Raw genomic sequence first — 25,901 nt, 5'->3', positions numbered from 1 at the left:
TGTTGGGATAGTCACACGTCCCCACGGCACGCGGCTCAGGGACTCGGGCCCTCAGAAGCGCGCTCGAGGAGTTCGTCGGGCGTCTCAGCCGGTACCGTCTCGGTTCCGCTCCGAACGACGACGGCGTTTTCGCGGTCCGCGGGGACGACCACCTTCTCGTGGTCGGCGATGCGGAGGGCGGCCCGGTGGAGGTCCGTCCCGGCGGCGGGCGTCCGGACGACGAGCGGGTCGTAGTGGGCGCGGGCACAGGCGGCCGCGTAGCCGGCCACCTCGACGCCCATTCGGTCGTAGGCACCGGCGAACGACGCGAGCGCATCGGTCGCGGCGGCACGGTAGCGGTCCTCGTCGGTCAGCGCCCACAAATCGAGGAGCGCGTCGGCCATCTCCGCATTGGTCTCCAGCGGCCGGAGGGGTCGGTCGAGCAGTCCGGCCCCCTCCGCGTCGCCGTCGAGGAACGCGCCGTCGTCGACGAGGCGGTCGATGGCGTCGTCGGCGACTGCCCGGGCCGGCGCGAGCCAGCCGTCGGGGCCGGTTACCTGTGCGGCGGCGGTGAGTCCCGACAGCACTCGCGCGTGGTCGGCGAGCAGTCCGGTTTCGCTATCCTCACCGTCGAAGTGTGCGACGTGGCCGTCATCGACGAGCGTTTCGAGGACGAACTCCAGAGCCCGTTCGGCGTAGCGGGTCGCTCCTTCGTGATCGGTGACCGCGGCGAAGCGGAACAGCGCCTCGGCGGCCATCCCGTTTCGGTCCGCGAAGGCCGTCGTATCGACGTGCGGCGGGTCGGCCTCCTCGCGTTCGGTCGGTTCGAGCAGGTAGTAGTCGCTGCCGGCCTGGCTGGCGGCGAAGGCCTCGCCGGTCCACGCCGTCGTCGTCAAATAATCGACCGTGCCCTCGGCGGCGGCGTGGTAGGATTCCTGGCCGGTGTAGAGGTATCCCGAGGTGAACGCTCCGAGGAGAGCGGCGTTCTCGTCTGTGAGTTTCTCGCGGTGGGGTTCGCCCCAACTCCGGTTCTCCGCGAATCGGTAGAATCCGCCGTCGTAGGTGTCGTAGAGGTGCGTTTGAACCGCTTCGAGCGTTCGCGTCGCCCGCTGACGGTCGCGTTTGAGCGCGAACTCGATGGTTTGCGGAAGCGGGAACTTCGCGCCGGTGCCCCAGCCGCCGAACTCCTCGTCGAAGGCGGCGGCGACCTGTTCGACCATGTGGGCTTCGATGTCGGCGGTCACCTCGCCGCTCGGCAGGTCTTCGCCGGACAGCGCCCGCGGGACGCTCCCCGCGGTCGCGCCCTTCGCGTCCCAAGATTCCCGAACGCTGTCGAGTACCTGTCGCATCCCATCGAGACCGAGATACGTCGCTCCCGACAGGACCTCGCCGTCGGGCGTTAGGAACACCGTCGTCGGGAACCCCCCCATGTTGTACCGCTCCCGGACGCGGGGGTTGCGGTCGATGTCGACGCGAACGGGGACGAAACTGTCGCCGATGTTGGCGGCCAGTTTGGGGTCCGAGTACGTCTCCTCGTCCATCCGGTGGCACCACTCACACCACGGCGCCGTCAGCGAACACAGCACGGGTTTGCCGGCACGGTCGGCGGTCTCGAACGGGGAGGGTCCCCACTCGTGCCAGTCGACGAGCGTGCCGTCTCGGAAGGTCATGGCTGTCCTTTCGGTCCGGTGGGGGAAAGCGCTTCGAAGTGCGAAAAACCGTAGCGGATTGCCGGCGGTTCCGTTTAGTGGGCCGTCGTCGTGACAGCGGCCATGTTCCGACTCGGTTGTGGTCAGGTGTCGGTCCGACGTGCCGTCCTCGTCGCCGTCGTCTGCGTCGGCGTGGCCTCGGTTGCAGCCGTCGGCTTCGCCTCCGCGGATGGCACGGCCCAATCCGACGCACCACACTACGAGCCCGAGGAAGCGGGCAACGCGACGTTCGAGTTCCTCGAAGCGGAAGACCACCACCCCGGAACCGATAACGCCAGCGTCAGATACACGCTACGGGGTGGCGATGTCTTCGAGGACATCGGCGCATCGGACGGCATCGCCCCGGACCAACTCATCGTCGAAACGGACGCGGTCGACCACAGCGACTGCGACCCGACGAACGTCGCGACGTTCGGCATTGACGAGGACAACGACGGCGAGACCGAACGGGAGTTTCTCGAAGACGGGGGTCAGATGCGCTTCGGGGACCGCATCGAAGTCGAGTTCTACAACGGCAGCGATTTCGGTGGCAACCCGCCGCACGTCGAGCGCGAGGACCGACTCGTCCTCGAGTTGAGCGACGAGGCGCCGGGCGGCGCCTGTGCCGACACCACCGACGAACCCGGCTGGTACGCCGCGGATGTGTTCCTCAACGGCACCGGCCCGCAGGAAACCGACACGGAAAGTGAGTCCTTCGGCTTCACCGTCGAAACGAACGAAACGTACGTCTGTGAGTGCGACAACGAGAGCGACGCCCAACTGAAGTTGGGCCCGATGTCGGGGCCCTGGACTCCGACGCCGACAGCGACGGCGACTCCCACGGCAACCCCAACCGCGACAGCGACTTCGACGCCGACGGCGACACGGACGGTAACACCGACTGTGACGCCGGAAACGACGCCGACAGAGACGTTCACGCCACTCCCGACGGAACCGCCGGAAACGCCGACGACCGACGACGACCCCACCGACACTGACGACGCCTCGCCAGCGGCGGCCGACGGGGCCGGGTTCGGCTTCACGGTCGCCGGCGTCGTGGCGCTGTTCGTGGCGCTGGGACTTCGCCGACGCGCCGACTGAATCAGAAGGGGGTGAAAAGGGGTGGTTAGTCGTCCAACACGAGCACGCGGAGGATGTCGCCGTAGGCCGGCCGCGTGATGAGGACGCCGATGAGGACGCCGACGATGGTGATGATGGCGAACCCTTGGAGGTCACCCAACGACAGCACCGCCAGCGGCGACATGGCGATGATGGTCGTCGCGGCGGCGGCGCCGATGACCCAGAACGCCTTCTTGAACCGCGACTCGAAGACGCGTGAAGTCCGAACCTCACCCTGTTGCATGATTTCGTCCGCGATTATCACGAGGTCGTCGACCCCGGTCCCGATGACGGCGATGAAGCCGGCGATGTGAGAGAGGTCCAGCGGTAACCCCACCGCGGCGGCGAAGCCGAGCAGGATGTACACCTCCGCGGCGGCGGTGAGCAGCATCGGTGCCGCCACCTCCGCTCTTCGGTATCGGGCGAACACCACGAGCGCGACTGCACCGACTGCGGCCGCGCCGGTGGCGAGCGACAGCGGCTTGAACCGCTCGGCGAGACTCGGCAACAGGAAGAACGTCGTCCCGCGGTTGTCGATGTCGAGTTGCGTCGGGAGCGCCCCCGCGCGGATGTTGAGTTCGAGTTCGCGAGCCTCCTCGAGGCTCGTCGTCGTCGTCTGGTACTGCGGGTTGTCGTCGAAGGAGCCGTCGCGGAACGACGCCGAGAGGTCTCGGTTGACCCCTGCGGCGAAGACGACTTCGCCGTCGAGGACGGTCAGGAGACACCGACCGGGGTTCTCCCCCTTGTTCTCGGCCATCGACTCGTTGAGGTCGTAGTTACAGTTCGTCCCGCCTTGCTGGTCGAAGCCGTAATCGCGCATCGCTTGGCCGAACTCCGGGCCCGCCTGCTCGGTGAGCGTCACGGGGACGAACGTCCGTCCCTGCTCCTGTGTCGCGCCACCGATACTGGCGAAGTCGCTCTGGGTCAAAAGCGAGACGTTCTGGTACGTCCCGTTCTCGCCCGGGAACAGCGCGACGGTTTCGACCTGTCCGCGGTCGCCGATGAGGTCGATGACCTCAGAGCGGTTGGCGTTCGGCACCTCGACGAGCATGAACTGCTGTCCCGGGGAGGCGACCTGCGTGACGGTGCCGCCGGGGAGGCCACCCTGGCTGATCTTGTTCGTCAGCACGTCTTCGGCACGGTCACGGGTGGTGTCGGTTACACCCATGCGGATGTCGTCTTCGCTCACCTCGTAGCCGGCCTCGTTGAGTGCGGCGGCGAACTCCGATTGGTTCGTATCGCCGACGAAGCGGTCGTCGAACACCTCGACGGTGTTGCCCTCGGCGTCGGCGCGTACGTCACCCGCCCCGAGGTCGAGTTCGTCCCGCACAGTCTGCTCGATGGCCCGTTCGTCGTCGACGCTGAACTCGAGGCCGCTTGCGGTCATGCCAGCAAGCGGCGCGCGGACTTGCGTCCCGCCGGAGAGTTCCAGCCCGAACCGGAGGTTCGTGTATTCGGAGGTGGTCGAGTCGGCGGTCGCGTTCGCGGCGGTCGCGTTCGCGCCACCGCTGCCCCCACCGAGCGGTGCGAACACGGCGATGGTGCTGACGAGGATGAACACGACCAGCAGCCAGATGCGCCAGTTCTCTCTGAGTTCTAGGTTCATTGTGCGATCCCCTCGTATTTGTAGTAGCGAAGCAGGCTCACGTTGAGCAGGTAGGTGTTCATCAGGTCGGTGGTGAGGCCGAACACGAGCACGATGCCGACTTGGGGCAACAGCGGGATGCCGAACTGGCTGGCGACGACGGTCATGACAATCATCGCCGCGATGGAGGTAACCGTCATCGTCACACCGGTCCGCATCGCGCGGAACGTCGAGGTGTAGAAGTCACCGTGTCGCCGCAGGACGTGGTTGTTCAACAGCAAGTCGGAGTCCACGGAGTACCCGATGAGCATCAGAAGCGCCGCGACCGTACCGAGGGTCAGCTCGATGTTGAACAGCCGCATCAGCGCCAAGGGGATGACGATGTCGGAGAACGCGGAAGCGACCACGGCGATAGAGGGGACGAACGTCCGGAACAGGAGGAAAACGAGTCCGGCCATCCCCGCGAAGGCTATCGCGAGTCCGATGAGCGCCTGCGTCTGTGATTCGGCGGCGAAACTCGCCGACCGGGTTCCGGAGGACTCTATCGTGTATCCCTCGTCCTCGGCTTGGGTCCGGAGCGTCTCGAGGTCCTCGTACTCGCCCTCTTGGAACTCCACGATGTAGGAGTTACTCCCCGCCGTTCCGACCGGCGTGACGGAGTCGACCGGTTCGTCGAAGGTATCGCGTATCTCCTCGGGAGAATCAGTCGTTTCCACCTGCAACTCGGCGCCGCCGGTAAACTCGATACCGAGCGACACCGGTGACCCCGCTATCGCTGTCGCGACGACGAGGATGCCGATTGCTACCGCCAACAGCCCGAGCGGGAGGGCTATCAACTGACGGTTGGTGTAGTCGGCGTAATCGACAGTCGGTACCGTCAGGTCCATGCCGTTCGGTGTGAGTGGACCTCGAATAAGGGTTGTCGTTCGTGTCTCGAAAGGGTTCTCGGCGGTCGGCGCCCGTAGCCGCAACCGCACCCTTCAACACCGCCGGGTCCAATCGTCGGACATGTCCGCGACGCTGGAGCGCATCGTCGTCTACCCCGTCAAGTCGCTCGACCCACACGGGACGATAGAGCGGGCGACGGTTCGGCCGGACGGCGGCCTCTCCTACGACCGCGAGTTCGCCATCGTCGACGCCGACGGCAACTACGTCAACGGGAAGAACGATCGCCGAGTTCACCGACTCCGGTCGTGGTTCGACCCCAAAGCCGGCCGGCTGACGCTCCGGCCGAACGACGGCGACCCCACGGCGTTCGACCTCGATGACACCGACGCCATCGAGGCGTGGCTCTCGGGGTACTTCGAGGAGCCCGTCGAACTCCGCCACGACGAGGCTGGGGGCTTTCCGGACGACACGCTCGCCTCGGGACCGACCGTCATCGCCGAATCGACCATCGAGACGGTCGCGGGGTGGTTCGACGACATCGACGTCGAAGAGATGGAGCGACGACTCCGACCGAACCTCGTCGTCTCCGGCGTCGAGCCGTTCTGGGAAGACCGCCTGTACCGCGACCGCGAGAGGGCAATCGGTTTCCGAATCGGCGACTGTGAGTTCCTCGGGTCGAACCCCTGTCAGCGCTGTGTCGTCCCCACCCGGGACCCCGAAACAGGGGAGGAGACGCCCGGGTTCCGGGAGACGTTCCACGAACAACGCGAAGCGACGCTTCCGGCGTGGGCCTCGGAGGCGTGGTTCGACCACTACTTCCGACTGATGGTCAACACGTTCGTCCCCGAATCGACGGTCGGGGAGTCCCTCCGGGTCGGCGATAAAATCGAGATACTCGGGGAACGGCCGTACCCTACGGGAGATACCGGACGCTGACGACGCCATCGTCGCTCCGAATCTCTACGCGGTTCACGCCCAGGCGGGCCGCCCGTGCGAGCGTCCCCTCGTCGTCGAGGACGTCCTCGACTGCGGCCTCGGTTTCGGTATCGGGGACGGTCAGGACGTGGAGTTCGCCCGTTCCGGCTCGTTCACACGTCGTCAACTCGCCTTCGGGTTGCTCGGCGGCGATGTCGCGTTCCTGTTTCGTCGGCGGTTCGGCGCTGTGTTCGACCGAGAGCCGACAGCGACTCTCGAAATCGACGAGTCTGTACTGTACCTCCATCGGCGGTTCCGGAGCGACCGTTCCCTCGATTACTTCTTGCTCTTCGACGCCGGGGTTCTCCGCGAGCGTGTGGACCTGCCCGCGGTCGATGTCCTTGAGGACGGCCGACTCGGCGTCCGCGTGGGTCACGAGGAACCGACCTTCCTGCGCTGTCATGGATGGATGAACGCGCTCTGGGCTTTTCCACGTTTCGAGGCTACCGGAGCCACCGGTGGACCAGATAAATCAGGGCCGCGCCGGCCAGCGGAACGGTCCAAGAGAGGACTTCCGGAAGGGCGTACAGCGCCTCCACGAGCGGGGCGGCGACCCCGCTCGGATCGGGTCGGGTCGTCACTTCGCCGTCGAGTTCGAATTCCGCGGGCATCGAGGCGATGGCGCCCAGATACAGCGTCACGACGTAGACGGCGCCGGTGACCGCGAGCGCGAAATCGTACCGTGGGTCGTCGCCCTCCCGGCGGTGGTGGCGGGCGACGAACAGGACGGGCGCGAGAAGCGGTGTCACGACGACGAACCCCAAAAGCAGGAACACCGACCGGACGAACGTGATGGTCCCGCCGCCGAACCCCGCGGTGTTGGCGATGGCGACGACGAGCGCGAACGTGAAGAACACGCCGAGAATCGCCGCGAGCAGTCCCCCAACGACGACGTAGGCCCGGAACAGCCGCGAACGACTCCGTCTGAAGGCGTAGGGGAACGCACCGAGCAGTCCCGAGTACCCGTCGCTCATCGTCGGCCGTAGGTGGGTCCGTCGAATAAACCGCCCGGTTGCGGTGCTTCTCTGCGCCGAGCAGACACGACCGAGGGGTATCGGCAACGCCTTTGTGGTTCGGCCCGCCGCTACCACCATGTACATCGACTTTGGTAACGCCTTGGCTGCCGAGACGGCACAGGGCGTCTCAGAGGAGTCCTTACAGCGCCTCGACGAACGCGTCGTCCGCGCCCACGACCGTATCGAGACGGGCATCGAGGACCGCGAGTTCGGCTATGCGTGTCTCGCACTCCCGGAAGACACCGACACCGACGCCATCCGTGCGGCCGTCGACGGCTTCGACCCCGAGGCGGTGTTGACCGTCGGCATCGGTGGGTCGTCGCTCGGCGCCGACACCATCACCGCCGCGTTGGGCCTCGAGGGCCACCACACGCTCGACAACATCGACCCCCAATACACCCGACGGCTACTCGACCGACTCCCGCTGTCCGAGACGCTCGTCAACGTCGTCTCGAAGTCGGGAACGACCGCCGAGACGCTGGCGAACTTCCTCGTCGTTCAGGAGGCGATGGCCGACGCTGGCGTCGATTGGACCGACCGGACAGTCATCACGTCCGGCGACTCGGGGCCGCTCGTGGAGTTGGCCGAAACCCACGACCTGCCGACGTGTCGCGTTCCGGAGGGGCTTCCTGGCCGGTTCTCGGCGCTGTCGCCGGTCGGCCTGCTTCCGGCGGTGGCGCTGGGCGGCGACATCGAGGCCGTTCTCGCCGGTGGTGCCGACGGCCGAGCATCGCTGGAACCGTCGCTGTTCGACTGTCCGGCCTACGCCTACGGCGCCGTCGCCTACGCGCTCGAACAGCGCGGCGCGACGACGAACGCCTTCGTCCCCTACGCCGAGGGCCTCGAGGCCTTCGGGGAGTGGTTCGCCCAACTGTGGGCCGAGAGCCTCGGCAAGGACGGCCTCGGGCAGACGCCGGCCCGCGCCCTCGGTGTGACCGACCAACACTCCCAACTGCAGTTGTACCGGGCCGGCCGAAAGGACAAACTCGTGACGCTCGTCCGTCCACAGGAGCGGACTGACATCGACATCCCGGAAACGAACGTCGAAGAACTATCCTATCTGGGCGGGCAGACGATTGGTGAACTGCTCGACGCGGAGTTCGAGGCGACCGAAGCGTCGCTCGTCGCCGCCGGACAACCGAACGTCCGCATCGAAATCGACCGTCTCGACGCCCACGGCGTCGGTGAACTGCTGTACGGAATGGAGGCGGCGTGTATCCTCGCCGGCGAACTGTCCGGCGTGTCGACGTTCACACAGCCGGCCGTCGAGTGGGGGAAACGCGCGGCCCGCGGCCTCCTCGGCGCCGGAGAGTTCGAAGAGGCCGAAGCCGTCGAGGACAAGACGGTCCGCCGCGTCGAGTAGTCAGACGAGGCCGACGGCGTTGGCGTAACTCGACCCGAAGACGACGGCGTTGTAGACGCCGTGGGCGACGGCCGGAACGACGAGGTTCTCGGTGTGTTCGTACGCCGCACCGAGTGAAGCCCCCAGCAGGAAGAGGATTCCGAGCGTCGTCGCGAGGCTGGGGTCAAGGCCGCTCGTCGCCCCGTAGGCTGGGATGTGGACGAGCGAGAAGACGACCGCTGCGACGGCGACGGCGGGAGCGGAACCGAACACCTCCCGAAGCCGGGTCTGGATGACGCCCCGATAGAGGAGTTCTTCGGCCGGCCCGGTGACGAGCACCGAAAGCGGGATGAGCGGGAGCAACAGCGCGGGGTTCGACTCGGCCTGCTGGGAGACGGAGTGTTCCGTCGCCGTCAACCCGAGTTGGTCGATGAGGAAACTCGCCCCAGCGAGGACGGCGAAGAGGCCGACCGTCGCGGCGACCGCCCAACCGAGGTCCCGGAGCGTTGGACGGCTGATACGGAGGTACGACCACGGGAGGTCCCTGAACCGGAGGTACACGACCGCGACGCCGACGAGTCCGATACCCTGTCCGACCAGCGAGAGGGCGCTGGTCAGCGGTGAATCGCTCGTAATCGGGATGAACGCGCTGGCGATGCTGATGACGATGAGGCCGACGACGGCGCCGATGAGGAGTCCGACCAATCCGAGGAAGGCGACGCTGCCGACCGCGAGGGCCGGCGAGGACCGTTCGGCGGAGACGCTCATTAGTTGATGTTGGGGCTTCGAACCGATTAACCTTATCAGTCCGAACCGTCGGTCGCCCGTCTGACGGAGTTTTATGCGAACCGGTACCATACGTTCGTCGCATGGAGCGGTACACCCTCGTCTGTGACGAGACGACGGCGCAACAAATCGAGGGGTTGGCTGTCGAGTACGGCCTGACCGAACAGGAGGTCCTCGAACAGCTCGTCGGTGTCGGGCTCGAAGAGCTCGACTAGGGCCGCTTGCGTTCGAGGTCGCTCCCGCAGATTTCACAGCGCTCGCGGTGGTCGTCGAACGTCCGCCCGCAGCCCTGACACTGGAACTGCCACTCCCTGGTCTCGTCGATGCCGTCGCGGGCGATGACCTCGACGGCCACGTCGAGTTTCTCGGCGACGTTCTGCATCGCGTAGTCGTCGGTGACGAGCGTTCCGTCGAGTTCGAAGGCGGCCGCGAGCAGTCGGATGTCGGTCCGGGAGAGTTCCTCCGCGTCGCCCGTCTCGCGGGCGGCGCGTTCGACCCGCTCTATCGTGCTGGGGTCGGGGATGTGTATCTGCATCCCGGAACCTTCGAGGGCGTCGAAGCGATAGCCGGCCTCGTCTTCGAGTTCCTCGCGGACGAGCGGGATGGTGACGATGTCGCTGTCGGTGGTGAAGTCGTGGATGAAGGCCGACGAATCGAGAATCTGCATCGAAAATCAGCGAGCAACGACGATGGTGTCTTTCACGGCCTGTACTCGGCTGACCGGCACGCGGAGATTACCGTGTTCGTCGTGGTCGAACTCGGTTTTGACCGTCTGCTCGCCGGGGTCGACTACGAGGTCCTGTAGCGACCCGGTCTTGAGGTCCATCGTGATGTTGTACAGCGTTCCGAGGCTCGCACCGTCGGAGCCCATTACCTCTTTCTCCGAGAGGTTCTCGGCGAGTACGTCGGACATACTCCCCGCTTGAGCGTCATCCTGTATCAACGTTCGGGTCGGACGCGACCCCGGCCGTCGAGTACGGTCGAATTTGGGTCAACGTTGAAGAGTGTCGCCCGCTCGAATCCGTGTATGCAACGACGACAGTATCTCCGAACGGCCGCACTCGCCGGGGCCGCACTCGGAATCGCGGGCTGTACGGAGGGCGGCAACGGGAACGGCGGTGGCGACGGAACGCCCGAGGCAACACCGACCGAGACGCCGACGGAGACAGCCACGCCGACGGCGGAACCGACGGACGAACCGACCGAGACGCCGATGGAGACGGCGACACCGACCCCCGAGCCGCCCGACGACCCCGACCAGCGAGTGGCGGTCGGTGACGGCCTCAACTTCGACCCCGATGCGTTCGAAATCTCCGTCGGCGACACCGTCCTCTGGGAGTGGGTCGGAGCGGGACACAACATCAAGTACGACGACGGCGGCGTCCCCGATGGCACCGACTGGACCGGTACCGAGGGCAGTCGCACGACGACCTACGGCGAGGGCCACGTTCACTTCCATACCTTCGAGACGGCCGGCGAATACGACTACTACTGCGTACCCCACGCGAGCAGCGGCATGACTGGGTCGTTCACCGTCACGGAGTAGCGACGCCGGACGACCGGAGACTGAAACCGTTAAATGCCGCGGGCGGCCACTACACCAACAACGGAGTTCTTTCTATGTCTGACGCTCACACCACCGACGCCGGGGACGAAGCGGAGTTACGGACGCCTATCGTCGCCGTCTTGGGCCACGTCGACCACGGGAAGACGAGTCTGCTGGACAAGGTCCGCGGGTCGGCGGTCACGGCCGGCGAGGCCGGCGCCATCACCCAACACATCGGCGCGACGGCCGTGCCGCTGTCGACGATTTCGGACATCGCGGGCCGCCTCGTCGACCCCGACGACTTCGACCTGCCCGGACTGCTGTTCATCGACACGCCCGGCCACCACTCGTTTTCGACGCTTCGGTCACGCGGCGGCGCACTCGCCGACATCGCCATCCTCGTCGTCGACGTCAACGACGGCTTCCAGCCACAGACGCTGGAGGCCATCGACATCCTCAAACGCACCCAGACGCCGTTCATCGTCGCGGCGAACAAAGTCGACACGGTGCCGGGGTGGAACCCCAACCCCGACGAGCCGATACAGCAGACGCTGGAAAAACAGAGCGACCGCGCCGAAGACCGACTCAATCAACAACTGTACGAAATCATCGGCGAACTTTCCGACAACGGCTTCTCGGCGGACATGTACTGGCGAGTCCAGGACTTCCGGGGGAACATCGGCGTCGTTCCCGTCTCCGCGGAAACCGGCGAGGGCGTCCCCGACCTCCTGACGGTCCTGATGGGACTGTCCCAGCGGTATCTCAAAGAGGAGATGTCCATCGACGTCGGCGGTCCCGGCGTCGGGACGGTCCTCGAGGTCAAGGAGGAACGCGGCTTCGGGACGACGCTCGACATCGTGCTGTACGACGGGACGATTCGGGCCGACGACACCATCGTCGTCGGCGGGAAGAACGACCCCATCGTCACCGACGTGCGGGCGCTGTTGCAGCCGCGACCGCTCGCCGAAATCCGGACCGAAAAGCAGTTCGAGCAGGTCGAGGAGGTCGGCGCCGCGGCCGGCGTGAAAATCGCCGCACCGGACCTCGACGACGCGATGGCAGGCGCACCCGTCCGTGTCGTCCGCGACCGCCCCGTCGAGGACGTCATCGCGGAAGTGCAGGCCGAACTCGCCGAAATCGACGTGGTCACCGAAGAGGACGGCGTCGTCGTCAAAGCCGACACCCTCGGGTCGCTGGAGGCCATCGCCTCCGCGCTGGAGGACGCCGAAGTCCCCATCGTCCGCGCGGAGGTCGGTGACGTGGCACCCCGCGACGTGGCTATCGCCTCCACCGCCGAGGAGGGCAAACACCAGGCCATCCTCGGGTTCAACGTCGACGTGCTCGAAGACGCCGAACGCGAGGCGGCCGAAAGCGACGTCGAACTGTTCGTCGACGACGTGATTTACCAACTCGTCGAGGAGTACGAGAACCACGTCGAGAGCATCGAGCGCGCCCAACAGGAGCAGGTGCTCGACAAGATTCAGCGGCCCTGTCGGTTCCGCATCCTGGAAGACCACACCTTCCGGCAGTCCAGTCCCGCCGTCGTCGGCGTCGAAGTCCTCTCGGGGACGCTGAAGCGCAACTCCCGCGTCGTCAAGTGGGAGGGCAACGACACCACCCGCGTCGGCGAACTCAAATCGCTGCAGGACGCCGGCGAGGACATCGACGAGGCCCGCGCCGGCGAGCAGGTCGCCGCCTCCATCGACGGCCCGACGGTCGGCCGACAAATCGAGGAGGGCGACGAACTGTGGACGGAAATCCCCGAGAAACACGCCAAGATTCTCGAACAGGAACTCTCCGAGGATATCCCGACCGACGAACTCGAAGCCCTCGGGATGTACCTCGACAAACACCGCAAGCGGGACCCGTTCTGGGGGAAGTGATTCTCACATAATACCAAAAGATAATTCGTTACGTTTTGATCCCCCGTGTATGACAGATGAATTTCGAATTTCAGAAGAAGAGCGAGAACGGCTTGTGGCTGAAGATGTAGATGAATTCCCCTTTGATACGCCAAAGTATACGACGTATCTCCTAAATCCCGCTATTAATCTCTCACAATCGAACCGCCCCGAGGTTGTGGGACAAATGAGCGATATCATCGAAGAGTTCCGAAAAGAACATCCAGACGGAACGTTTGAGGACTCGGTTGAATTCTACTTTGAGGAATATAACGGCGAAAAAAGATTGGAAAAGTCGGCAGAAAAAGCGTATCCGATGGTGGAGAAGATGCGGAATGCGTTTGAGCAAATTGACGAGGAGATGACTCGGAGATACATCCGCGATCTCGTTCTCTTCAAAACCTATGAGGGGTTCGATATTCAGGAAACGATTCTCCGCAAGCTGGGAGACATGTATGATGTGGAGGTTCGTAGGGCAACTGCAAGTGAGGAGAGCAAGGGTATTGACGGGTATATCGGAGAGCAAGCGGTTCAAATTAAACCGAATACTCACAAGGACAACTTGCAGGAAGAGTTTGATGCCCCGATTGTCTACTACGACGAGAACAAGACAAACAAGGCGATGACGGTCGATATTTCTGAATTAACGGAAGCAATAGATGAGAAATAGAGTCGGGCTGGGGAACCACCAATAACTACTAACACCTCCACGGATAGGTTGTCCGTATGAGGACTGAGCACAGGGTTTTCATTGGTAACTCGAACAATCTATCGCAAGTAGAGGATAACGAAGTTGAGCTTGTCGTTACGTCGCCGCCGTATCCGATGATTGAGATGTGGGACGACCTATTCTCCTCACTTAATTCAAATATAGAGACTGCGCTTGAAGACGGCGACGGTCGAGAAGCATTCGAGTTGATGCACGAAGAGCTGAACAAGACGTGGGACGAAATAAATCGAGTTCTCGTGGATGGTGGAATCGCCTGTATCAACATCGGTGACGCCACACGGAAGGTCGCAGATAGTTTCCGGGTCTACCAGAACCACGCCCACATCACAGAATACTTTGACAACATGGGGTTTGAGCCACTCCCAGATATTCTCTGGCGGAAGCCCACAAATTCGGCAGCTAAATTTATGGGAAGCGGGATGATGCCGCCGAACGCCTATGCGACCCTTGAACACGAATATCTACTCATCTTCCGAAATGGAAAAGACAGTCGAGATTTCTCGTCTGGAAACGATGTGCGGTATGAATCAGCATACTTCTGGGAAGAGCGTAACGAATGGTTTTCTGACGTGTGGGAGGGAATCAAGGGAACATTCCAGCAGTTAGAGAACGCTGACGAGGATCTCCGTGACCGTTCGGCAGCGTATCCGTTGGAAGTTCCATACCGTCTCATCAATATGTTCAGCGTGTATGGTGACACCGTCCTTGACCCATTCTGGGGGACTGGAACGACCTCGCTGGCAGCTATGATTGCAGGCCGGAATTCCGCTGGATATGAACTACAGGAGAAGTTCATGGATGTATTCGATTCTGAAGTTTCCGACATTAAGAAACTCGCTCATAGCACTGTTTCAAAACGGATTCGTCGCCACGAGGAATTTGTGGAACAGCGTCTTGAGGATGGCAAGGACTTCAAGTATGAGGCGGAGAACTATGACTTCCCTGTGACGACGAAGCAGGAGAAGCCACTTCAACTTTATACGATTGATAATGTTGAGCAGGCAGAGAACGGATATACAGTGGCACACTCTCCGTACAATAAATCTGAGTCGATTCATGCAGATACAAGCGGTCAGCAGAAACAGGCTACGCTCGGTAGTCAATTTAAATAGTGCCACCAGCAGTGTCCTCTTAAAAAAAGCAGCTCTGAGTAATTAGATTTAATTACCACCGTCCACACGTCCCGGGTATGACGGAGACGCTCACTCCGAGCCAATACGACGGCCTGTTGGCGGCGATGCCGGCGTCGGTCGCCGGCGGCGCCGCAGTCGGGTGGGTGTTTGCGGTTCCCGTTCTCGCCGGAATGGCCGCAGGCAGCCTGTTCGCGGGGCTGTTGCTTACGGTGTCGATACTGTTGGTGCCGCCGCAGTAAAACGAGAGACGCGTTACTTCGCTATCTGGGGTACGTCGTCGCTGGCGTGTTTGGCTTCGAGCGCGGCGCCAGCGGCGAGTTCGCGGGCGAGTTCGACCTCGTCGGCGTCCTCGTCGAAGGTGAAGCCGGTGGAGACGACGGAGCCGGCGGGGGGTTGGACCGCGACGGTCGCCTGCAGGCCGTCGGCACCGTCGACGATTTCGGCGCCGACGACGAAGGTGTCCGGGAGCAGCGAGCGGGTAGAAGACGTGATGGCCTCGATGTTGCGACGCAGCGCTTTGCGCGCTTCGGTGGTGGGCTCCTCCGTGACCCGACCGGCGTGGGGCGTGTTTCCGTGCATGAGAACTTGGTCTGCCTACAGGAGGTGTCGGTAAAAACCCGTCGGCACCTGTACGGTGCAGTACATATGTCTCGGGAGGACGACGGAGGCGTCCGTCGGTTAGCTTCCGGCGCTCTGTTTGTCCAGTCCCGCCGATTGGATGTCCTCGCCGTCGACCGACGAGCGGAGGGCGTCCATCCCGTCCTCGCGGTCGATGCCGAAGTTGTCCTCGTAGAGGTCAGCGACGCGCGTTAGTTCTTCATCGGTGAGGGCGGGCACCTCGCTGGCGGCGGCCCACTCGTCGATGTCCTCGCGGGTGCGGAACGTTGGCGTGACCGAGGCGACGTGGTCCTGTGAGAGCAGCCACTGGAGGCTCGCCTGGGCCATCGTGCGCTCGCCGTCGCGTTCGAGGAAGCGCAGCGTCTCGATTTTCTCCCAGCCGGTCTCGTACCACTCGTCGGGGCGGAAACCGCGGTGGTCGCCTTCGTCGAGTTCCGTTTCGGGGGTGACCTGCTCGTTGAGCAGTCCCGAGGAGTGCGGCACGCGGGGGATGAGACTCGTCGAGGAGCCGGTCCGTTCGAGGGTGTCGAGGAAGTGGTTGCCGACCTCCTGTTCGAGGAGGTTCCACACCAACTGCACGGAGTCGAACTCCTGTTCGATGGCGAGGTCGCCCTCCGCGAGCCAGCCGATGGAGGGGCCGAGCGCCAGCCCGATGGCGTCGGCGCGGCCGTCCTCGCGAACTTCGTCGAGGAACTCCAAGACGTCGGCGTCCATCTCCTCGACGTTGGCGTTGTGCAGTTGCAACACGTCGACGCGGTCCATCCCGAGGCGGTCGAGTGATTTCTCGAAGGCCTCCTCGAGGTACTCCCGGTTCAGTTCCTTCGGGAGCTCGCCGTGGCCGGCCTGGGGATTGTTGTAGAAGTCGTAGCCGAGTTTGGTAGCGACGGTCACCTCGTCGCGGTAGTCGGCGAGTGCCTCACCAACCAACTCCTCGGAGCGGCCGTGGCCGTACACGTCGCCGGTGTCGAAGTAGGTGATGCCCTGTTCGACGGCGTACTGGAGCATCTCGACGGCCTGCTGTTCGCCTCGGTCGCCCCACCAGTCAGTGCCGACGACCCAGGCACCGAAGCCGATTTCGCTGACCTCCACATCGGAGTCGCCAAGCGTCCGATAGTTCATACCATCCCGTTGGGAGGTGACACACTTAGCGGTCGTGGTTCGTCTCAACGAGTGGGACAGCTAACGAACGTGACCGCTCGACGGTGGTTTCGGTGGCTTCGAGTGAATCACCGACGCGCGGGGGACTCCCGGCACTTCAGGTAACCGCGGTCGTGCGCGCCCGTCACAACAGCAATCCCTAACACCTCTCGGTCCCCTCGAACTGACAATGACGAAGCGACACGTCTCGCTGCCGGCCGACGCCGAGGAGGGGCTTCGGACCTTCATCGACGAGGTCGACCGCCGGCTATCGAGCGACGAGAGCACCTGTGACGTCGTCGAGGACGTTCTCATCGACCTCCACGGCGACCGCGACGCCTACGAGCGGTGGCAGAGCGGCGGCGACGTTTCTCCGGCCGAGCGCGTCCGTTTGCAGGGGTACGACCCGTGTAACTCGACGCTGGAGAGCGAGTACTACGCCGAGAAGGACGAGGACGCCTTCGAGCAATCGAAACACCTCCAGTGGCTCTGGCGGCAGTTCGACGCCACGCCGATGGCCGACAACGTCGAGTTCGCGCTTCGGTTCCGGCGGATGCTCGCCGACCACCTCTTCGAATCCTGCGGGGAGAACTGTCGGTTCTTCAAGGGCATCACGTTCACTTACGGCCACAACATCTCCGTTGGCGACAACGTCGTCGTTCACGACGATGTCCACCTCGACGACCGGGGGAAACTCACTATCGGCGACCGCGTCTCGATTTCCGACGGCGTCCACATCTACTCCCACGACCACGACATCGTCGACCAGACCGAAGTCGAGAACTTCCATACGATAATCGGCGACGATGCCCGAATCACCTACGACGCGATGGTTCGAGCGGGCGTCAGAATCGGCGAGAACGCCGTCGTCGGTTCCCGTGGAGTCGCCCAGTCGGACATCCCGGACCACCACGTCGCGGTCGGGATGCCGGCCAAAAGCGTCCGCGTGAAACCAGGGTTCGAGGACGTGGCCGAACCACTCGACAGTGACCATCCCGACGACCGCGAATCGCGACGCATCCCCTACGAAGTTCCAGACGACATCAGGGTGTTCGACGAGTTCCAGCGGGACCTCGACCGACCGTAATTCTCAGTCTCGGCGATACGTCCGAACGCCCTCCCACGTGAGTCCGACGACACTACCGAGCATCGTCAACAGCGCGAGTAGCCCCGGCAGGCCGACCCACGAGGGGAACACGAAGCCAATCCACGACTCCGCGAAGGCGATGGTGCCGGAAAGGCCGCCGCCGTAGTAGGTGCCTTCGAGGTCGTCGCCCGGCGGGACGTTTTCGGGTTCTTCGCCCAACTCGCCGTCCGGTCCGAGCGGGTCGACGTCGTAGACGATGCCACGCTCTTCGCTGAAGTCGTGGCCCCAGACGACCTTCCCAGTCTCGTTGACTTCGAGGATTCGGAAGTTCCGGGAGTCGGCTATCATCGTGTTGCCGTTCGGCAGTCGCTCGGCGTCCCGCGGCCACTGGAGGTGTTCGTCTGCCCCCGGACCTGTCCCTTCGTAGCGCCAGACCTCCTCCATCGTTTCGGCGTCGTATTCGACGATGCGGTTGTTCTCGCTGTCGGAGACGATGACGTGGTCGTGAGCCTCGAGGTAGTCGGGGTCGTGTTGTTCGTGCATGATGTTCTCGTTGCCCGGTTCCCCGATGACGCGGACGATGTCGTCGGTTTCGGGGTCGACCTCGATGAGCACGTCGAAGTTCCGGATGGACATCAGGAAGTTACCGTTGTCGAGTTGGTCGACGTCGTTCATGTGGGTCCAGTCCTGACTGCCGCCGGTGTAGTGGTGGTCCTCGCGTGAGGTCCCCTCGACGTGGTTTGCCCAGAACTCCGTTCCCTCGTCGAGGTGTTCGATGGCGGACCACTCCCAAGTGATGTTCCCCGACTGGTCGACCGTGAACGTCCGGTGTTGGCCCATGTCGATGATGACCGTTTCGCCACTGTCCAGTCGGTCGGCGTCGTGGACCTCGTGGTAGGTGACGAAGTGGTCGTACCACGTGTAGGCCCAGACGCGCTCGTTGGTGTCGGGGTCGACTTCCTCGACGACGTTCTGGACGCAGTGGTCGCGTTGGCCCTCGGGACCGGCGTCCTTGAACTCCTCGGGGCACTCGCTGTTGGGGACGCGCTGTCCGTAGGAGACCATCACGTTGCCGTTGTCGAGCATCTCGCCGTCGAACACCGCGGCGTCGTCGGGCTGATACTCCCAGACCCGCTCGCCGCTCTCGTCGAGAACGAACACGTCGCCGTTGTAGTTGCCGAACCAGCCGTAGGTTTGAATCGTCACCAGCGTGTTCCCCGGGAACCGTTCGTCCGTGTCACCGTCGGTTTCGACGGGGTCACCGGCGGTGACCGCGAGAACGCCGAGAACGCCGAGACACACGAGGAAGATTGCCGTCAGGACGACGACGCGTCGCTTTCTCATACCCACGGTGTTCGCGTCGCCGTGCAAATCTTTGACGGTCTTTCGTCGCCGCCATCCGCTCGGCTTTTCCCCACCGACTCGAAGTAGGGATATGCGGAGCGTCGCCATCAACGTCGGAGCCAACACGAACGAACCGGGGTTCCGCGGCCCGATTTACGACGACGGCCGCTTCGAGTACGTCCCAATCCCCGAATCCGAACCCACCGACACAGAGGCCACCGTGCCGACCTACGGCGACCTCGATTTGCACGTCGACGTGGGTTCGGTCGCCGACGTACCGGTCCACCTCGACCCCACCTTCGCCGGCGTCCACGGCTCGGAGCTGTACACCTACGGCGACCCCCACGGCGTGAAGGCCCGTCCGCTACTGGAACTTGAGGCGGGTGATTTCGTGTTCTTCTATGCGACGCTCTCGACGGCCGGCTCGGACCCCACCAACTGGATTGCTCCCGAGTGGGGCACCTACGTCATCGGCCACTTCCGTCTCGGCCGGGACCCGCTGTCGGCAGCCGACTACCACGACCTCCCGCCGTACGGCAAGGAGGTGTTCTCGGAGAACGCCCACTGTAAGCGCGAGCGCTTCGACGCCGAGGTGCTGCTGTACGGCGACGGAATGGGCTCGGAACTGTACGACATCGCGGTGCCCCTGTCCTCGCGTGCGGCCGGCGTCGACGCCAACCGGCTCGTCACCGACTGTTCGAGTGACTCCGGAAAGGGGCCGTGGTGGCGCCGCCCGATGAAATTCGACGCCGAAGGGACCGAAGAACTGCTTGAGATACACGACGCTCGCGCCCACGAACGGGCGTTCCGCTGACGGCCACGAAGCTTATCTCCGACCGCCGGATACCGCCACGATTGCCTATGAGTGATACAACCGGACCGCTTCGGTTCGTCCCGTCGTTCGAACAGCGGACCGTCAGACGCATCGTCGGCGGCTGTCTCGCGGTTGCCGGCTCGATACTGTTGGTCGGACTCTTGGCTGTCACACCCGCAGTCGACCGCCTGGTCGCGGGCCTGTCGGTGTCGCTGTGGGACGCCGTCGTGGCCGTCCTGACGCTTCTCGTCGTCGTCGCGCTGGTGTGGCTCGCTCCGTCGGTCGAACGCGCCGTCGGACAGGCGCTCGACGGCCCCGATGCCGTAGTGGAGAACGCCGCGGTGGCCGCAAAGCTCCTCGTCGGTTTCCTCGCGGTCACCGTCGGATACCACGGCTTCGAGGTCGTCGTGACGCCGTCGTTCGAAGCGTTCGGCATCGGCGGCTTCTATCACCTCGGCTTCTTGGCAGTCGGACTGCTCGTCGTCGGTGCCTTCGCCCGGCGACTGTATCGCTGTTGGACGCCCGTGACGGAGCTGCTCACCGACCACGTGATGGACGTGACCGACGGGAACGAACGCGGCGAACGTCACTGGGTCGAAGAGTAATCGGCAGCCCTCGGGCCGCCGCTGACGACCCGTCTCTGTCGATGATACTTTATCGCCTCCGGACACAGCAGCAGTCACATGGACAGTTGGCGGCATCGCACGTTCTACTATCTCCTCGGCTTGCTGGCCGTGATGTTCGCGTACACTCTCGCCTACGACTACGGGATGTCGGCCTTCGAGAACGACCCACGGACGTTCCTCGAATCGTTCCAAATCGTCGTCGAGACGTTCACGACGACCGGCTTCGGCTCCGATTCGGCGGGGTGGTCCTCGACGGAGATGCTCGTGTTAATCGTCGTCATGGACCTGACCGGGGTTCTGCTCATCTTCATCGCGCTGCCAGTGTTGGTGTTCCCGCTGTTCGAGGAGGCTATTTCGACGACTGCGCCGACGAGCGTCGAGGACTTCGAAGACCACGTCGTCATCTGCAACCTCACGTCCCGCGGCGAAACTCTCATCGACGAACTCGAATCGAACGGCGTCGGCTACGTCGTCGTTGAGCAGGACCGCGAAGTCGCGGAGGAACTCCACGAGGCGGAGTATTCGGTCATCCACGCCGACCCGAAAACCCTCGACGGGCTTCGCGCGGCGGAGCTCCCGTCTGCCCGGGCGCTCGTCGCCGACGACACCGACCAAATCAACACGAGCATCATCTTGACGGCGAAGGAACTCGCGGGAGACGTCGAGGTCATCAGTTTCGCCGAAGACCCCTCCCGCGAGCGGTATCACCATCTCGCCGGCGCAGACACGGTGTTTTCCCCGCGGGCGCTTTTGGGTCGGAGTCTCGCTTCGAAAATCACGACCAGTATCTCCACGTCGCTGTCCGACACCATCGCAGCGGGCGACCAGTTCGAAATCGTCGAACTGCCAATCCACCACGGTAGCGAACTCATCGGGAAGACCATCGACGAAATCGGCATCCGACAGCGGACCGGCGCGAACGTCATCGGCGCGTGGTTCCGGGGGCAGTTCGAGACGCCGCCGTCGCCGGACGCGGTCATCGACTCCGGAACGGTCCTGCTCGTCACCGGTCAGGAACCGCAACTCGAACGGCTGAAGAACCTCACGCTATCGGACATCCGGCACTTCCGAAGCAGTCAGACGCTTCTCATCGGCCGCGGCGAGGTCGGCGACTCCGTCGCCAGCAGACTCGACGAGGAGGGTATCCCCTACACGACGCTCGACCTCGTCGAGAAACCCGGCGTCGACCGTGTCGGGGATGCGACCGACCCCGAGGAACTCGAAGCGGCCGGCATCCAGGAGGCAAACACCGCCGTCCTCGCGCTGTCGGACGACACGACGACCGAGTTCGCCACGCTCGTCGCTCGCGACCTCTCGCCGGATATCGAAATCCTCGCCCGCGCCGAGGAGAACGAGAACGTCACCAAAATCTACCGCGCTGGGGCGGACTACGTCCTCTCGCTTGCGACCGTCAGCGGCCGGATGTTGGCCTCGACGATTCTCGACGAGGAAGTCATCTCCTTCGACAAGCAGGTCGACATCGTCCAGACCGAGGCACCGGGGCTCGTCGGCACGACCATCGGCGAAGCAGAGGTCCGCTCGGAGACGAACTGTACGGTCATCGCTGTCGAACGGAACGGCGATGTCCGGACTGAAATCGGCCCGGATTTCCGAATCGAGGACGGCGACGAACTGATTATCGCCGGCACCGACGAGGGGACCAGCGCGTTCACCGAACGGTTCGGCTAAATTAGGCGGACACCGGCGACCGAAGTTCGGAGACGTAGGCCGTGAGGTCGGTCGTCGTGAGTATCCCGATGACGCCCTCCGTCTCGTCGACGACCGGCAGGTGGTGGATGCCCTCCTCGAGCATCGTATCGGCGGCCTCCCGAATCGGGTCCTGTGCCGACGCCGTGGTGAGCCCCGTCGACATGTACTCCGAGACGGGCGTCCGGTCTTTCGGCTTCCGCTCGGCGACGATGTCGACGAAGTCGGTCGAAGTGAGAATCCCCTCCAGATGGCCCGACTCGTCGACGACGAGTACGGAGCCAATGTCGTGTTCGCGCATCACGGTCGCGGCGTCTTCGACGAGCGTGTCCGGGGTGACAGTGTGTAAATCCGTGGACATCAACCGTGCGACAAAGATGTCGTCCATACCTTCTCTTCCCCGTGCCGTGTGTTAAGCATTGTCGTCGCGGAACGACAGGAGACGCCGCGGTGTTCGGCTGTCTCGTCGAAAAAAGTGTTCACGGGGTCGCTCGACTGTACGAGGCGCTCCCTTCGGTCGCGCCTCGCAATGCGCCGTCCGGGATGAGAAAACGCGAAGCGTTTTCGAACTACGGGCGGCGCACGACGACAGGAAGTGCGTTCACGGGTCGCTCCGCTCCCCGTTCACATTCCCGAGGCCTCACTCCGTTCGGCCTCGCTATGCGCCGTCCGGGAATTGAACCCGGGCTATTAGCTTGGGAAGCTAATGTCCTACCACTGGACCAACGGCGCGTTCGTCGCTTCTCTCCTCACGCCCCGCGTATCGCGAACGTTCCGGTTCGCTCACCAACGGCGCGCTCACTTCGTTCGCGCTCCGCGGCTCGCGACGGGGTCGCTCACCACCGGAGCTCAAAAGAACGTACCTGACGCCCGCACTTGAACGTAGCGCCTCGGTGTCGCCATCGGAACCGGACGGCCGTCCAAGAAACCCCCGATGACGGGAGGTTATTAGTCACGAGCGAGCGAACGGACCGTCGATGACGAGTGCTTCACCACTGGTCGAGGGGACGAACGTGGACTTGCTGTTCTCCGAGGCGGAACTCGACGCGCACCGGGAACACATCGTCGAGTTCATCGAGAACGTCGTCGAGGACGCGGGTGCCGAGGGAGCCGTTCTCGGACTCTCGGGCGGCATCGACTCGACGCTGACGGCTCACCTCGCCGTCGAGGCCCTGGGAACCGACGGACTACACGGTCTGCTCATGCCGAGCGAATCCAATCCCGAGGCCGACAAGACCGACGCCGAACGGGTCGCCGAGAACCTCGGTATCGCATACGACGTAATCGACATCAACCCCATCGTTGACTCCTTCGTCGAGGCGGCGCCCGACCACGCCGCCGACGACCGGATGGCGCTCGGGAACGTCCGGGTGCGGACTCGCGGCGTGTTGAACTACTTCGTCGCCAACGCCGAGAGTCGGGTCGTCCTCGGCACCGGCAATCGCTCGGAGGCCGCGACGGGCTACTTCACGAAGTACGGCGACCAAGCCGTCGACTGCAACCCCATCGGCAACCTCTACAAGTGTCAGGTCCGGCAACTCGCCCGCGAGGTCGGCGTCCCCGAAGATCTCGTCACCCGGACGCCGACTGCGGGGATGTGGGAGGGCCAAACCGACGAAGAGGAGATGGGACTCGGATACGACGAACTCGACGCGATTCTCGCACTCCACGTCGACGGGCCGTTCTCGAAGGACGCCACCGTGCGGACGCTCGGACTGCCCGAGGAGGCCGTCGAACGCGTCGTCGGCCTCTACGAAAAGAGCGAACACAAGCGGTCGATGCCGCCCGCGCCGGAACCGCTGTGAGAATCAGGCTTCGCTGACGACGATGCGGATGTGGTCGCCTTCTTGGAGGACGTAATCGGGTTGCACGTCTTCGCCGCTGACCTCCACGACGACCTCGTACCCCTCGCCGTCGACGTACTCCGTGCCGTCGTAGGTCACCGAATTATCCGTAATCTCGAATCCGAGGGTGTCCATGCCGTACTCCAGCGTCATGCCGGTCGCGTGTGAGTGCCACCGGTCGTCGGTACTCCCCTCGAAGTGGAACCGGGGGTACTCCTGGGGCTGTTTCCATCGTGCCTGTGAGAAATCGAACGTCTCGCCGGTGATGGTGACGTTGATAGTCCCGTGGTAGTGGGCGCTTCCTGCCTGTCCGATGTCACCGGCGGCGCTCCCGCTGCCGGCGACGAAGACGACGTAGCCGACGATGCCGAGGGAGGCGAGCAGAACGACGCCGAGGGCGATGGGGCCGGTCGGGAGGCCGTCGTCGCCGTCGACACCGCCGACTCGGCGCTTGTCGATGGGACCGAGTTCGTCGGCGTGGGCGGACTTCAGGTGTTCGAGGTGTGCCTCCTCGGTGTCGTGGGAGGCACCACAGTAGTCGCACTCTGGCATTTCTACCACCCCTTATCCGTCGAGGCTTTCAACTGTTACGGTAACTGAAACGAACCGAGTGAGGCTCGACTCACTGACCCAAATCCCGGAGGTCGTCGGCGTGTGCGTCGACGAGTGCCTCGAAGGCCGCCACCTCGGCGTCTTCCTGTTCGGATTTCGGAGCCCGGTCTCGAATCCGCTCTTTGACGTGTTCGAGCGCGAGGCGGTCGTTTCCGGCCACCTGTTCGGCAACGGCGCGCGGTGACTCGACGACGCGGGAGACCAACCCGATGCGGAGGGCCTCCTCGGCGTCGATGACGCGACCGGAGAGCGAGAAATCCAGCGCGTCGCCCATTCCGACGACTTCGGGGAGCCGGACGGTGCCGCCCCACGCGCCGAAGAGACCGAACGTCACGCCCGGTTCCCCGAAGGTGGCCTCCGGAGTCGCCAGCCGCATGTCGCAGGCGAGCGCCAACTCGACGCCACCGCCGCGGGCCGGGCCGTCGATGCCGGCGACGACGACCGACGAGGAACTCTCGATGGCGTCGGCGACGGCCTGCCCGCGACGAACGAACGGCTCCACTGATTCGGGGTCACTTTCGGCAACCGTCGCGACCGTCGAGAGGTCCGCACCGGCACAGAAGGCCTCCCCTGCTCCGCGGAGATACACCACTGGCGCGGCACAGTCGGTGACCACGGCCGCCAGTTCCTCCAGCGCTGCAGGCGTCAGAGCGTTGCGGCGCTCCGGCCGGTCGAGCGTGACGACGCGCACGTCGTCGCCGTCTTCGACGCGTATCATACGGTGAGATTGCCACCGTTTCCAAAGGTCTTTGCCCTTCGCTCCCCAACATGTCGGCAATGGAGGAAGCCGCCGCGGTCCGGCGGGCAGCGTCCGAGTCGGTCGCGGACGTCGCCCCCGAGGAACTCCGTCGGACCATCGACGAGTACGTCGCAGACGGATCCGTCGTCCCCGGCGTGTTGACGCTTCTGAGCGCCCGCGCCGTCACCGACGAACATCCCGAGGACCTCGTCGAACAGGCCGCCGGCGTCCAACTCATCTACGACGGCCTGCGACTCACGCGGGACCTCGCACAGGACGACCCCTGGAACGGCGGCGACCGCGACGCCGCCAACATGGCGATTCTCGCCGCCGACGTGTTGGTCGCCCGCGGGTTCTACCTGCTCGCCCGCACCGACGCCGCCGAGGACGCCGTGGGCGTCGTCCGCGCCTTCGGCCGCGACCAGACCGTCCGCGAATCGGCCGCCCCCGACCAAGCCGCCGCTCTCGACGGGAACCTCGAAACGGACGTACTCGAACTCGCCATCCGCACCGGCGTCTCGGCCTCCGGCGGCCGAACCGACGACGCCGCCGGTCTCGCCGACGATTTCGCGCCCGATAACTCGCCGTTCGACCCTGCGGAGGCGTTTTTCGACGACGGACGACGCGACCGCCTGGCAGGCCTGTCAATCGATAGCGGGCGGCCGCTGAATCGAAACGATTAACG

At 64.2% G+C, this 25,901-nt stretch carries 29 protein-coding genes and 1 tRNA gene; 15 read left to right on the top strand and 15 right to left on the bottom strand.

Translation table 11 applies throughout. The features are described from left to right. Positions 1-35: 35 nt before the first annotated feature. A complete protein-coding gene (locus tag HWX69_RS16490; RefSeq protein ID WP_178918129.1) occupies positions 36-1,649 on the bottom strand; it encodes a DUF255 domain-containing protein in 1,614 nt (537 codons plus the stop codon). 102 nt (positions 1,650-1,751) lie between these two features. Here HWX69_RS16490 and HWX69_RS16485 point away from each other — a divergent pair, with 102 nt between their 5' ends. Continuing rightward, positions 1,752-2,768: a hypothetical protein gene (locus tag HWX69_RS16485; protein WP_178918128.1), complete on the top strand. Its 1,017-nt coding sequence runs from the start codon at positions 1,752-1,754 to the stop codon at positions 2,766-2,768. Positions 2,769-2,793: 25 nt separating this feature from the next. On the opposite strand, the gene HWX69_RS16480 is transcribed toward HWX69_RS16485, so the two are convergent. Both HWX69_RS16480 and secF read right to left on the bottom strand, forming a co-directional pair. Further along, positions 2,794-4,392, bottom strand: a complete 1,599-nt coding sequence (locus HWX69_RS16480) for a preprotein translocase subunit SecD (RefSeq protein ID WP_178918127.1) — start codon at positions 4,390-4,392, stop codon at positions 2,794-2,796. Continuing rightward, positions 4,389-5,258: a protein translocase subunit SecF gene (secF, locus tag HWX69_RS16475; protein WP_178918126.1), complete on the bottom strand. Its 870-nt coding sequence runs from the start codon at positions 5,256-5,258 to the stop codon at positions 4,389-4,391. Before secF ends, HWX69_RS16480 begins: the two co-directional genes overlap by 4 nt. Before the next feature lie 121 nt (positions 5,259-5,379). Between secF and HWX69_RS16470 the strand changes: the two genes are divergently transcribed. Then, positions 5,380-6,195, top strand: a complete 816-nt coding sequence (locus HWX69_RS16470) for an MOSC domain-containing protein (protein ID WP_178918125.1) — start codon at positions 5,380-5,382, stop codon at positions 6,193-6,195. Here HWX69_RS16470 and HWX69_RS16465 read toward each other — a convergent pair. Further along, on the bottom strand, positions 6,173-6,637 hold the full coding sequence (locus HWX69_RS16465; protein ID WP_178918124.1) for a DUF5812 family protein: 465 nt from the start codon (positions 6,635-6,637) through the stop codon (positions 6,173-6,175). The two genes, HWX69_RS16470 and HWX69_RS16465, sit on opposite strands and share 23 nt — an antisense overlap. A 40-nt stretch (positions 6,638-6,677) precedes the next feature. Continuing rightward, on the bottom strand, positions 6,678-7,208 hold the full coding sequence (locus tag HWX69_RS16460) for a hypothetical protein (RefSeq protein WP_178918123.1): 531 nt from the start codon (positions 7,206-7,208) through the stop codon (positions 6,678-6,680). A gap of 118 nt (positions 7,209-7,326) precedes the next feature. Between HWX69_RS16460 and HWX69_RS16455 the strand changes: the two genes are divergently transcribed. Beyond that, a complete protein-coding gene (locus HWX69_RS16455) occupies positions 7,327-8,613 on the top strand; it encodes a glucose-6-phosphate isomerase (RefSeq protein ID WP_178918122.1) in 1,287 nt (428 codons plus the stop codon). On the opposite strand, the gene HWX69_RS16450 is transcribed toward HWX69_RS16455, so the two are convergent. Further along, a complete protein-coding gene (locus tag HWX69_RS16450; RefSeq protein ID WP_178918121.1) occupies positions 8,614-9,360 on the bottom strand; it encodes a CPBP family intramembrane glutamic endopeptidase in 747 nt (248 codons plus the stop codon). Between the two features lie 101 nt (positions 9,361-9,461). Between HWX69_RS16450 and HWX69_RS16445 the strand changes: the two genes are divergently transcribed. Then, positions 9,462-9,593 carry a CopG family transcriptional regulator gene (locus tag HWX69_RS16445; RefSeq protein ID WP_178918120.1) on the top strand — a complete coding sequence of 44 codons (132 nt, stop codon included), beginning with the start codon at positions 9,462-9,464 and terminating at the stop codon, positions 9,591-9,593. Here the strand turns inward: HWX69_RS16445 and HWX69_RS16440 are convergent. Beyond that, positions 9,590-10,045 carry an NOB1 family endonuclease gene (locus HWX69_RS16440; protein ID WP_156710425.1) on the bottom strand — a complete coding sequence of 152 codons (456 nt, stop codon included), beginning with the start codon at positions 10,043-10,045 and terminating at the stop codon, positions 9,590-9,592. The genes HWX69_RS16445 and HWX69_RS16440 overlap by 4 nt on opposite strands. Before the next feature lie 6 nt (positions 10,046-10,051). Further along, positions 10,052-10,291 (bottom strand): PRC-barrel domain-containing protein, encoded by a 240-nt coding sequence (locus tag HWX69_RS16435; protein WP_178918119.1) that lies wholly within the window; start codon positions 10,289-10,291, stop codon positions 10,052-10,054. A 114-nt stretch (positions 10,292-10,405) separates the two neighbouring features. Between HWX69_RS16435 and HWX69_RS16430 the strand changes: the two genes are divergently transcribed. The 5 genes from HWX69_RS16430 (at position 10,406) to HWX69_RS16410 (ending at position 14,927) form a co-directional block, all read left to right on the top strand. Beyond that, positions 10,406-10,924, top strand: a complete 519-nt coding sequence (locus HWX69_RS16430; protein ID WP_178918118.1) for a plastocyanin/azurin family copper-binding protein — start codon at positions 10,406-10,408, stop codon at positions 10,922-10,924. 74 nt (positions 10,925-10,998) lie between these two features. Then, positions 10,999-12,807 carry a translation initiation factor IF-2 gene (gene infB / locus HWX69_RS16425; protein WP_178918117.1) on the top strand — a complete coding sequence of 603 codons (1,809 nt, stop codon included), beginning with the start codon at positions 10,999-11,001 and terminating at the stop codon, positions 12,805-12,807. Positions 12,808-12,856: 49 nt separating this feature from the next. Next, positions 12,857-13,495, top strand: coding sequence for an MjaI family restriction endonuclease (locus HWX69_RS16420; protein WP_178918116.1), 639 nt, complete (start codon positions 12,857-12,859; stop codon positions 13,493-13,495). A gap of 56 nt (positions 13,496-13,551) precedes the next feature. Then, positions 13,552-14,667, top strand: coding sequence for a DNA-methyltransferase (locus HWX69_RS16415; protein WP_178918115.1), 1,116 nt, complete (start codon positions 13,552-13,554; stop codon positions 14,665-14,667). Between the two features lie 77 nt (positions 14,668-14,744). Further along, positions 14,745-14,927, top strand: coding sequence for a hypothetical protein (locus HWX69_RS16410; protein WP_178918114.1), 183 nt, complete (start codon positions 14,745-14,747; stop codon positions 14,925-14,927). Positions 14,928-14,940: 13 nt separating this feature from the next. Here the strand turns inward: HWX69_RS16410 and HWX69_RS16405 are convergent, their stop codons facing one another. Both HWX69_RS16405 and HWX69_RS16400 read right to left on the bottom strand, forming a co-directional pair. Beyond that, complete coding sequence (locus tag HWX69_RS16405; RefSeq protein ID WP_178918113.1) at positions 14,941-15,267, bottom strand: DUF5811 family protein; 327 nt, start codon at positions 15,265-15,267, stop codon at positions 14,941-14,943. A gap of 99 nt (positions 15,268-15,366) precedes the next feature. After that, complete coding sequence (locus HWX69_RS16400; protein ID WP_178918112.1) at positions 15,367-16,425, bottom strand: aldo/keto reductase; 1,059 nt, start codon at positions 16,423-16,425, stop codon at positions 15,367-15,369. Between the two features lie 208 nt (positions 16,426-16,633). On the opposite strand from HWX69_RS16400, the gene HWX69_RS16395 reads away from it, so the two are divergent. After that, entirely contained in the window at positions 16,634-17,530 is an 897-nt protein-coding gene (locus HWX69_RS16395; RefSeq protein WP_178918111.1) for an acyltransferase, read from the top strand. Between the two features lie 3 nt (positions 17,531-17,533). Here HWX69_RS16395 and HWX69_RS16390 read toward each other — a convergent pair whose 3' ends face one another. Further along, complete coding sequence (locus tag HWX69_RS16390; RefSeq protein ID WP_178918110.1) at positions 17,534-18,874, bottom strand: arylsulfotransferase family protein; 1,341 nt, start codon at positions 18,872-18,874, stop codon at positions 17,534-17,536. Between the two features lie 91 nt (positions 18,875-18,965). Between HWX69_RS16390 and HWX69_RS16385 the strand changes: the two genes are divergently transcribed. The 3 genes from HWX69_RS16385 (at position 18,966) to HWX69_RS16375 (ending at position 22,003) form a co-directional block, all read left to right on the top strand. Further along, a complete protein-coding gene (locus HWX69_RS16385) occupies positions 18,966-19,688 on the top strand; it encodes an Nmad3 family putative nucleotide modification protein (RefSeq protein ID WP_178918109.1) in 723 nt (240 codons plus the stop codon). Between the two features lie 47 nt (positions 19,689-19,735). Continuing rightward, positions 19,736-20,293, top strand: coding sequence for a hypothetical protein (locus HWX69_RS16380; protein ID WP_178918108.1), 558 nt, complete (start codon positions 19,736-19,738; stop codon positions 20,291-20,293). Positions 20,294-20,371: 78 nt separating this feature from the next. After that, the gene (locus tag HWX69_RS16375) at positions 20,372-22,003 is read left to right on the top strand and encodes a potassium channel family protein (protein WP_178918107.1); all 1,632 of its coding nucleotides are present in this window, start codon (positions 20,372-20,374) and stop codon (positions 22,001-22,003) included. Between the two features lies 1 nt (position 22,004). Here the strand turns inward: HWX69_RS16375 and HWX69_RS16370 are convergent, their stop codons facing one another. Beyond that, positions 22,005-22,409, bottom strand: coding sequence for a CBS domain-containing protein (locus HWX69_RS16370; RefSeq protein ID WP_178918106.1), 405 nt, complete (start codon positions 22,407-22,409; stop codon positions 22,005-22,007). Positions 22,410-22,682: 273 nt separating this feature from the next. Next, positions 22,683-22,753, bottom strand: a tRNA-Gly gene (locus tag HWX69_RS16365). Positions 22,754-22,998: 245 nt separating this feature from the next. Between HWX69_RS16365 and HWX69_RS16360 the strand changes: the two genes are divergently transcribed. Beyond that, on the top strand, positions 22,999-23,826 hold the full coding sequence (locus tag HWX69_RS16360; RefSeq protein ID WP_178918105.1) for an NAD+ synthase: 828 nt from the start codon (positions 22,999-23,001) through the stop codon (positions 23,824-23,826). Positions 23,827-23,829: 3 nt separating this feature from the next. On the opposite strand, the gene HWX69_RS16355 is transcribed toward HWX69_RS16360, so the two are convergent. Beyond that, positions 23,830-24,417 (bottom strand): hypothetical protein, encoded by a 588-nt coding sequence (locus tag HWX69_RS16355; RefSeq protein WP_178918104.1) that lies wholly within the window; start codon positions 24,415-24,417, stop codon positions 23,830-23,832. A 70-nt stretch (positions 24,418-24,487) separates the two neighbouring features. Beyond that, positions 24,488-25,195 (bottom strand): enoyl-CoA hydratase/isomerase family protein, encoded by a 708-nt coding sequence (locus tag HWX69_RS16350; RefSeq protein WP_178918103.1) that lies wholly within the window; start codon positions 25,193-25,195, stop codon positions 24,488-24,490. Positions 25,196-25,254: 59 nt separating this feature from the next. Between HWX69_RS16350 and HWX69_RS16345 the strand changes: the two genes are divergently transcribed. Further along, complete coding sequence (locus HWX69_RS16345) at positions 25,255-25,899, top strand: DUF7114 family protein (RefSeq protein ID WP_178918102.1); 645 nt, start codon at positions 25,255-25,257, stop codon at positions 25,897-25,899. The last annotated feature ends 2 nt before the right edge of the window (positions 25,900-25,901 follow it).

The organism is Natronomonas gomsonensis (assembly GCF_013391635.1).
Taxonomy (GTDB): domain Archaea; phylum Halobacteriota; class Halobacteria; order Halobacteriales; family Haloarculaceae; genus Natronomonas; species Natronomonas gomsonensis_A.
This window is presented reverse-complemented; position numbering and strand designations above follow the sequence as displayed.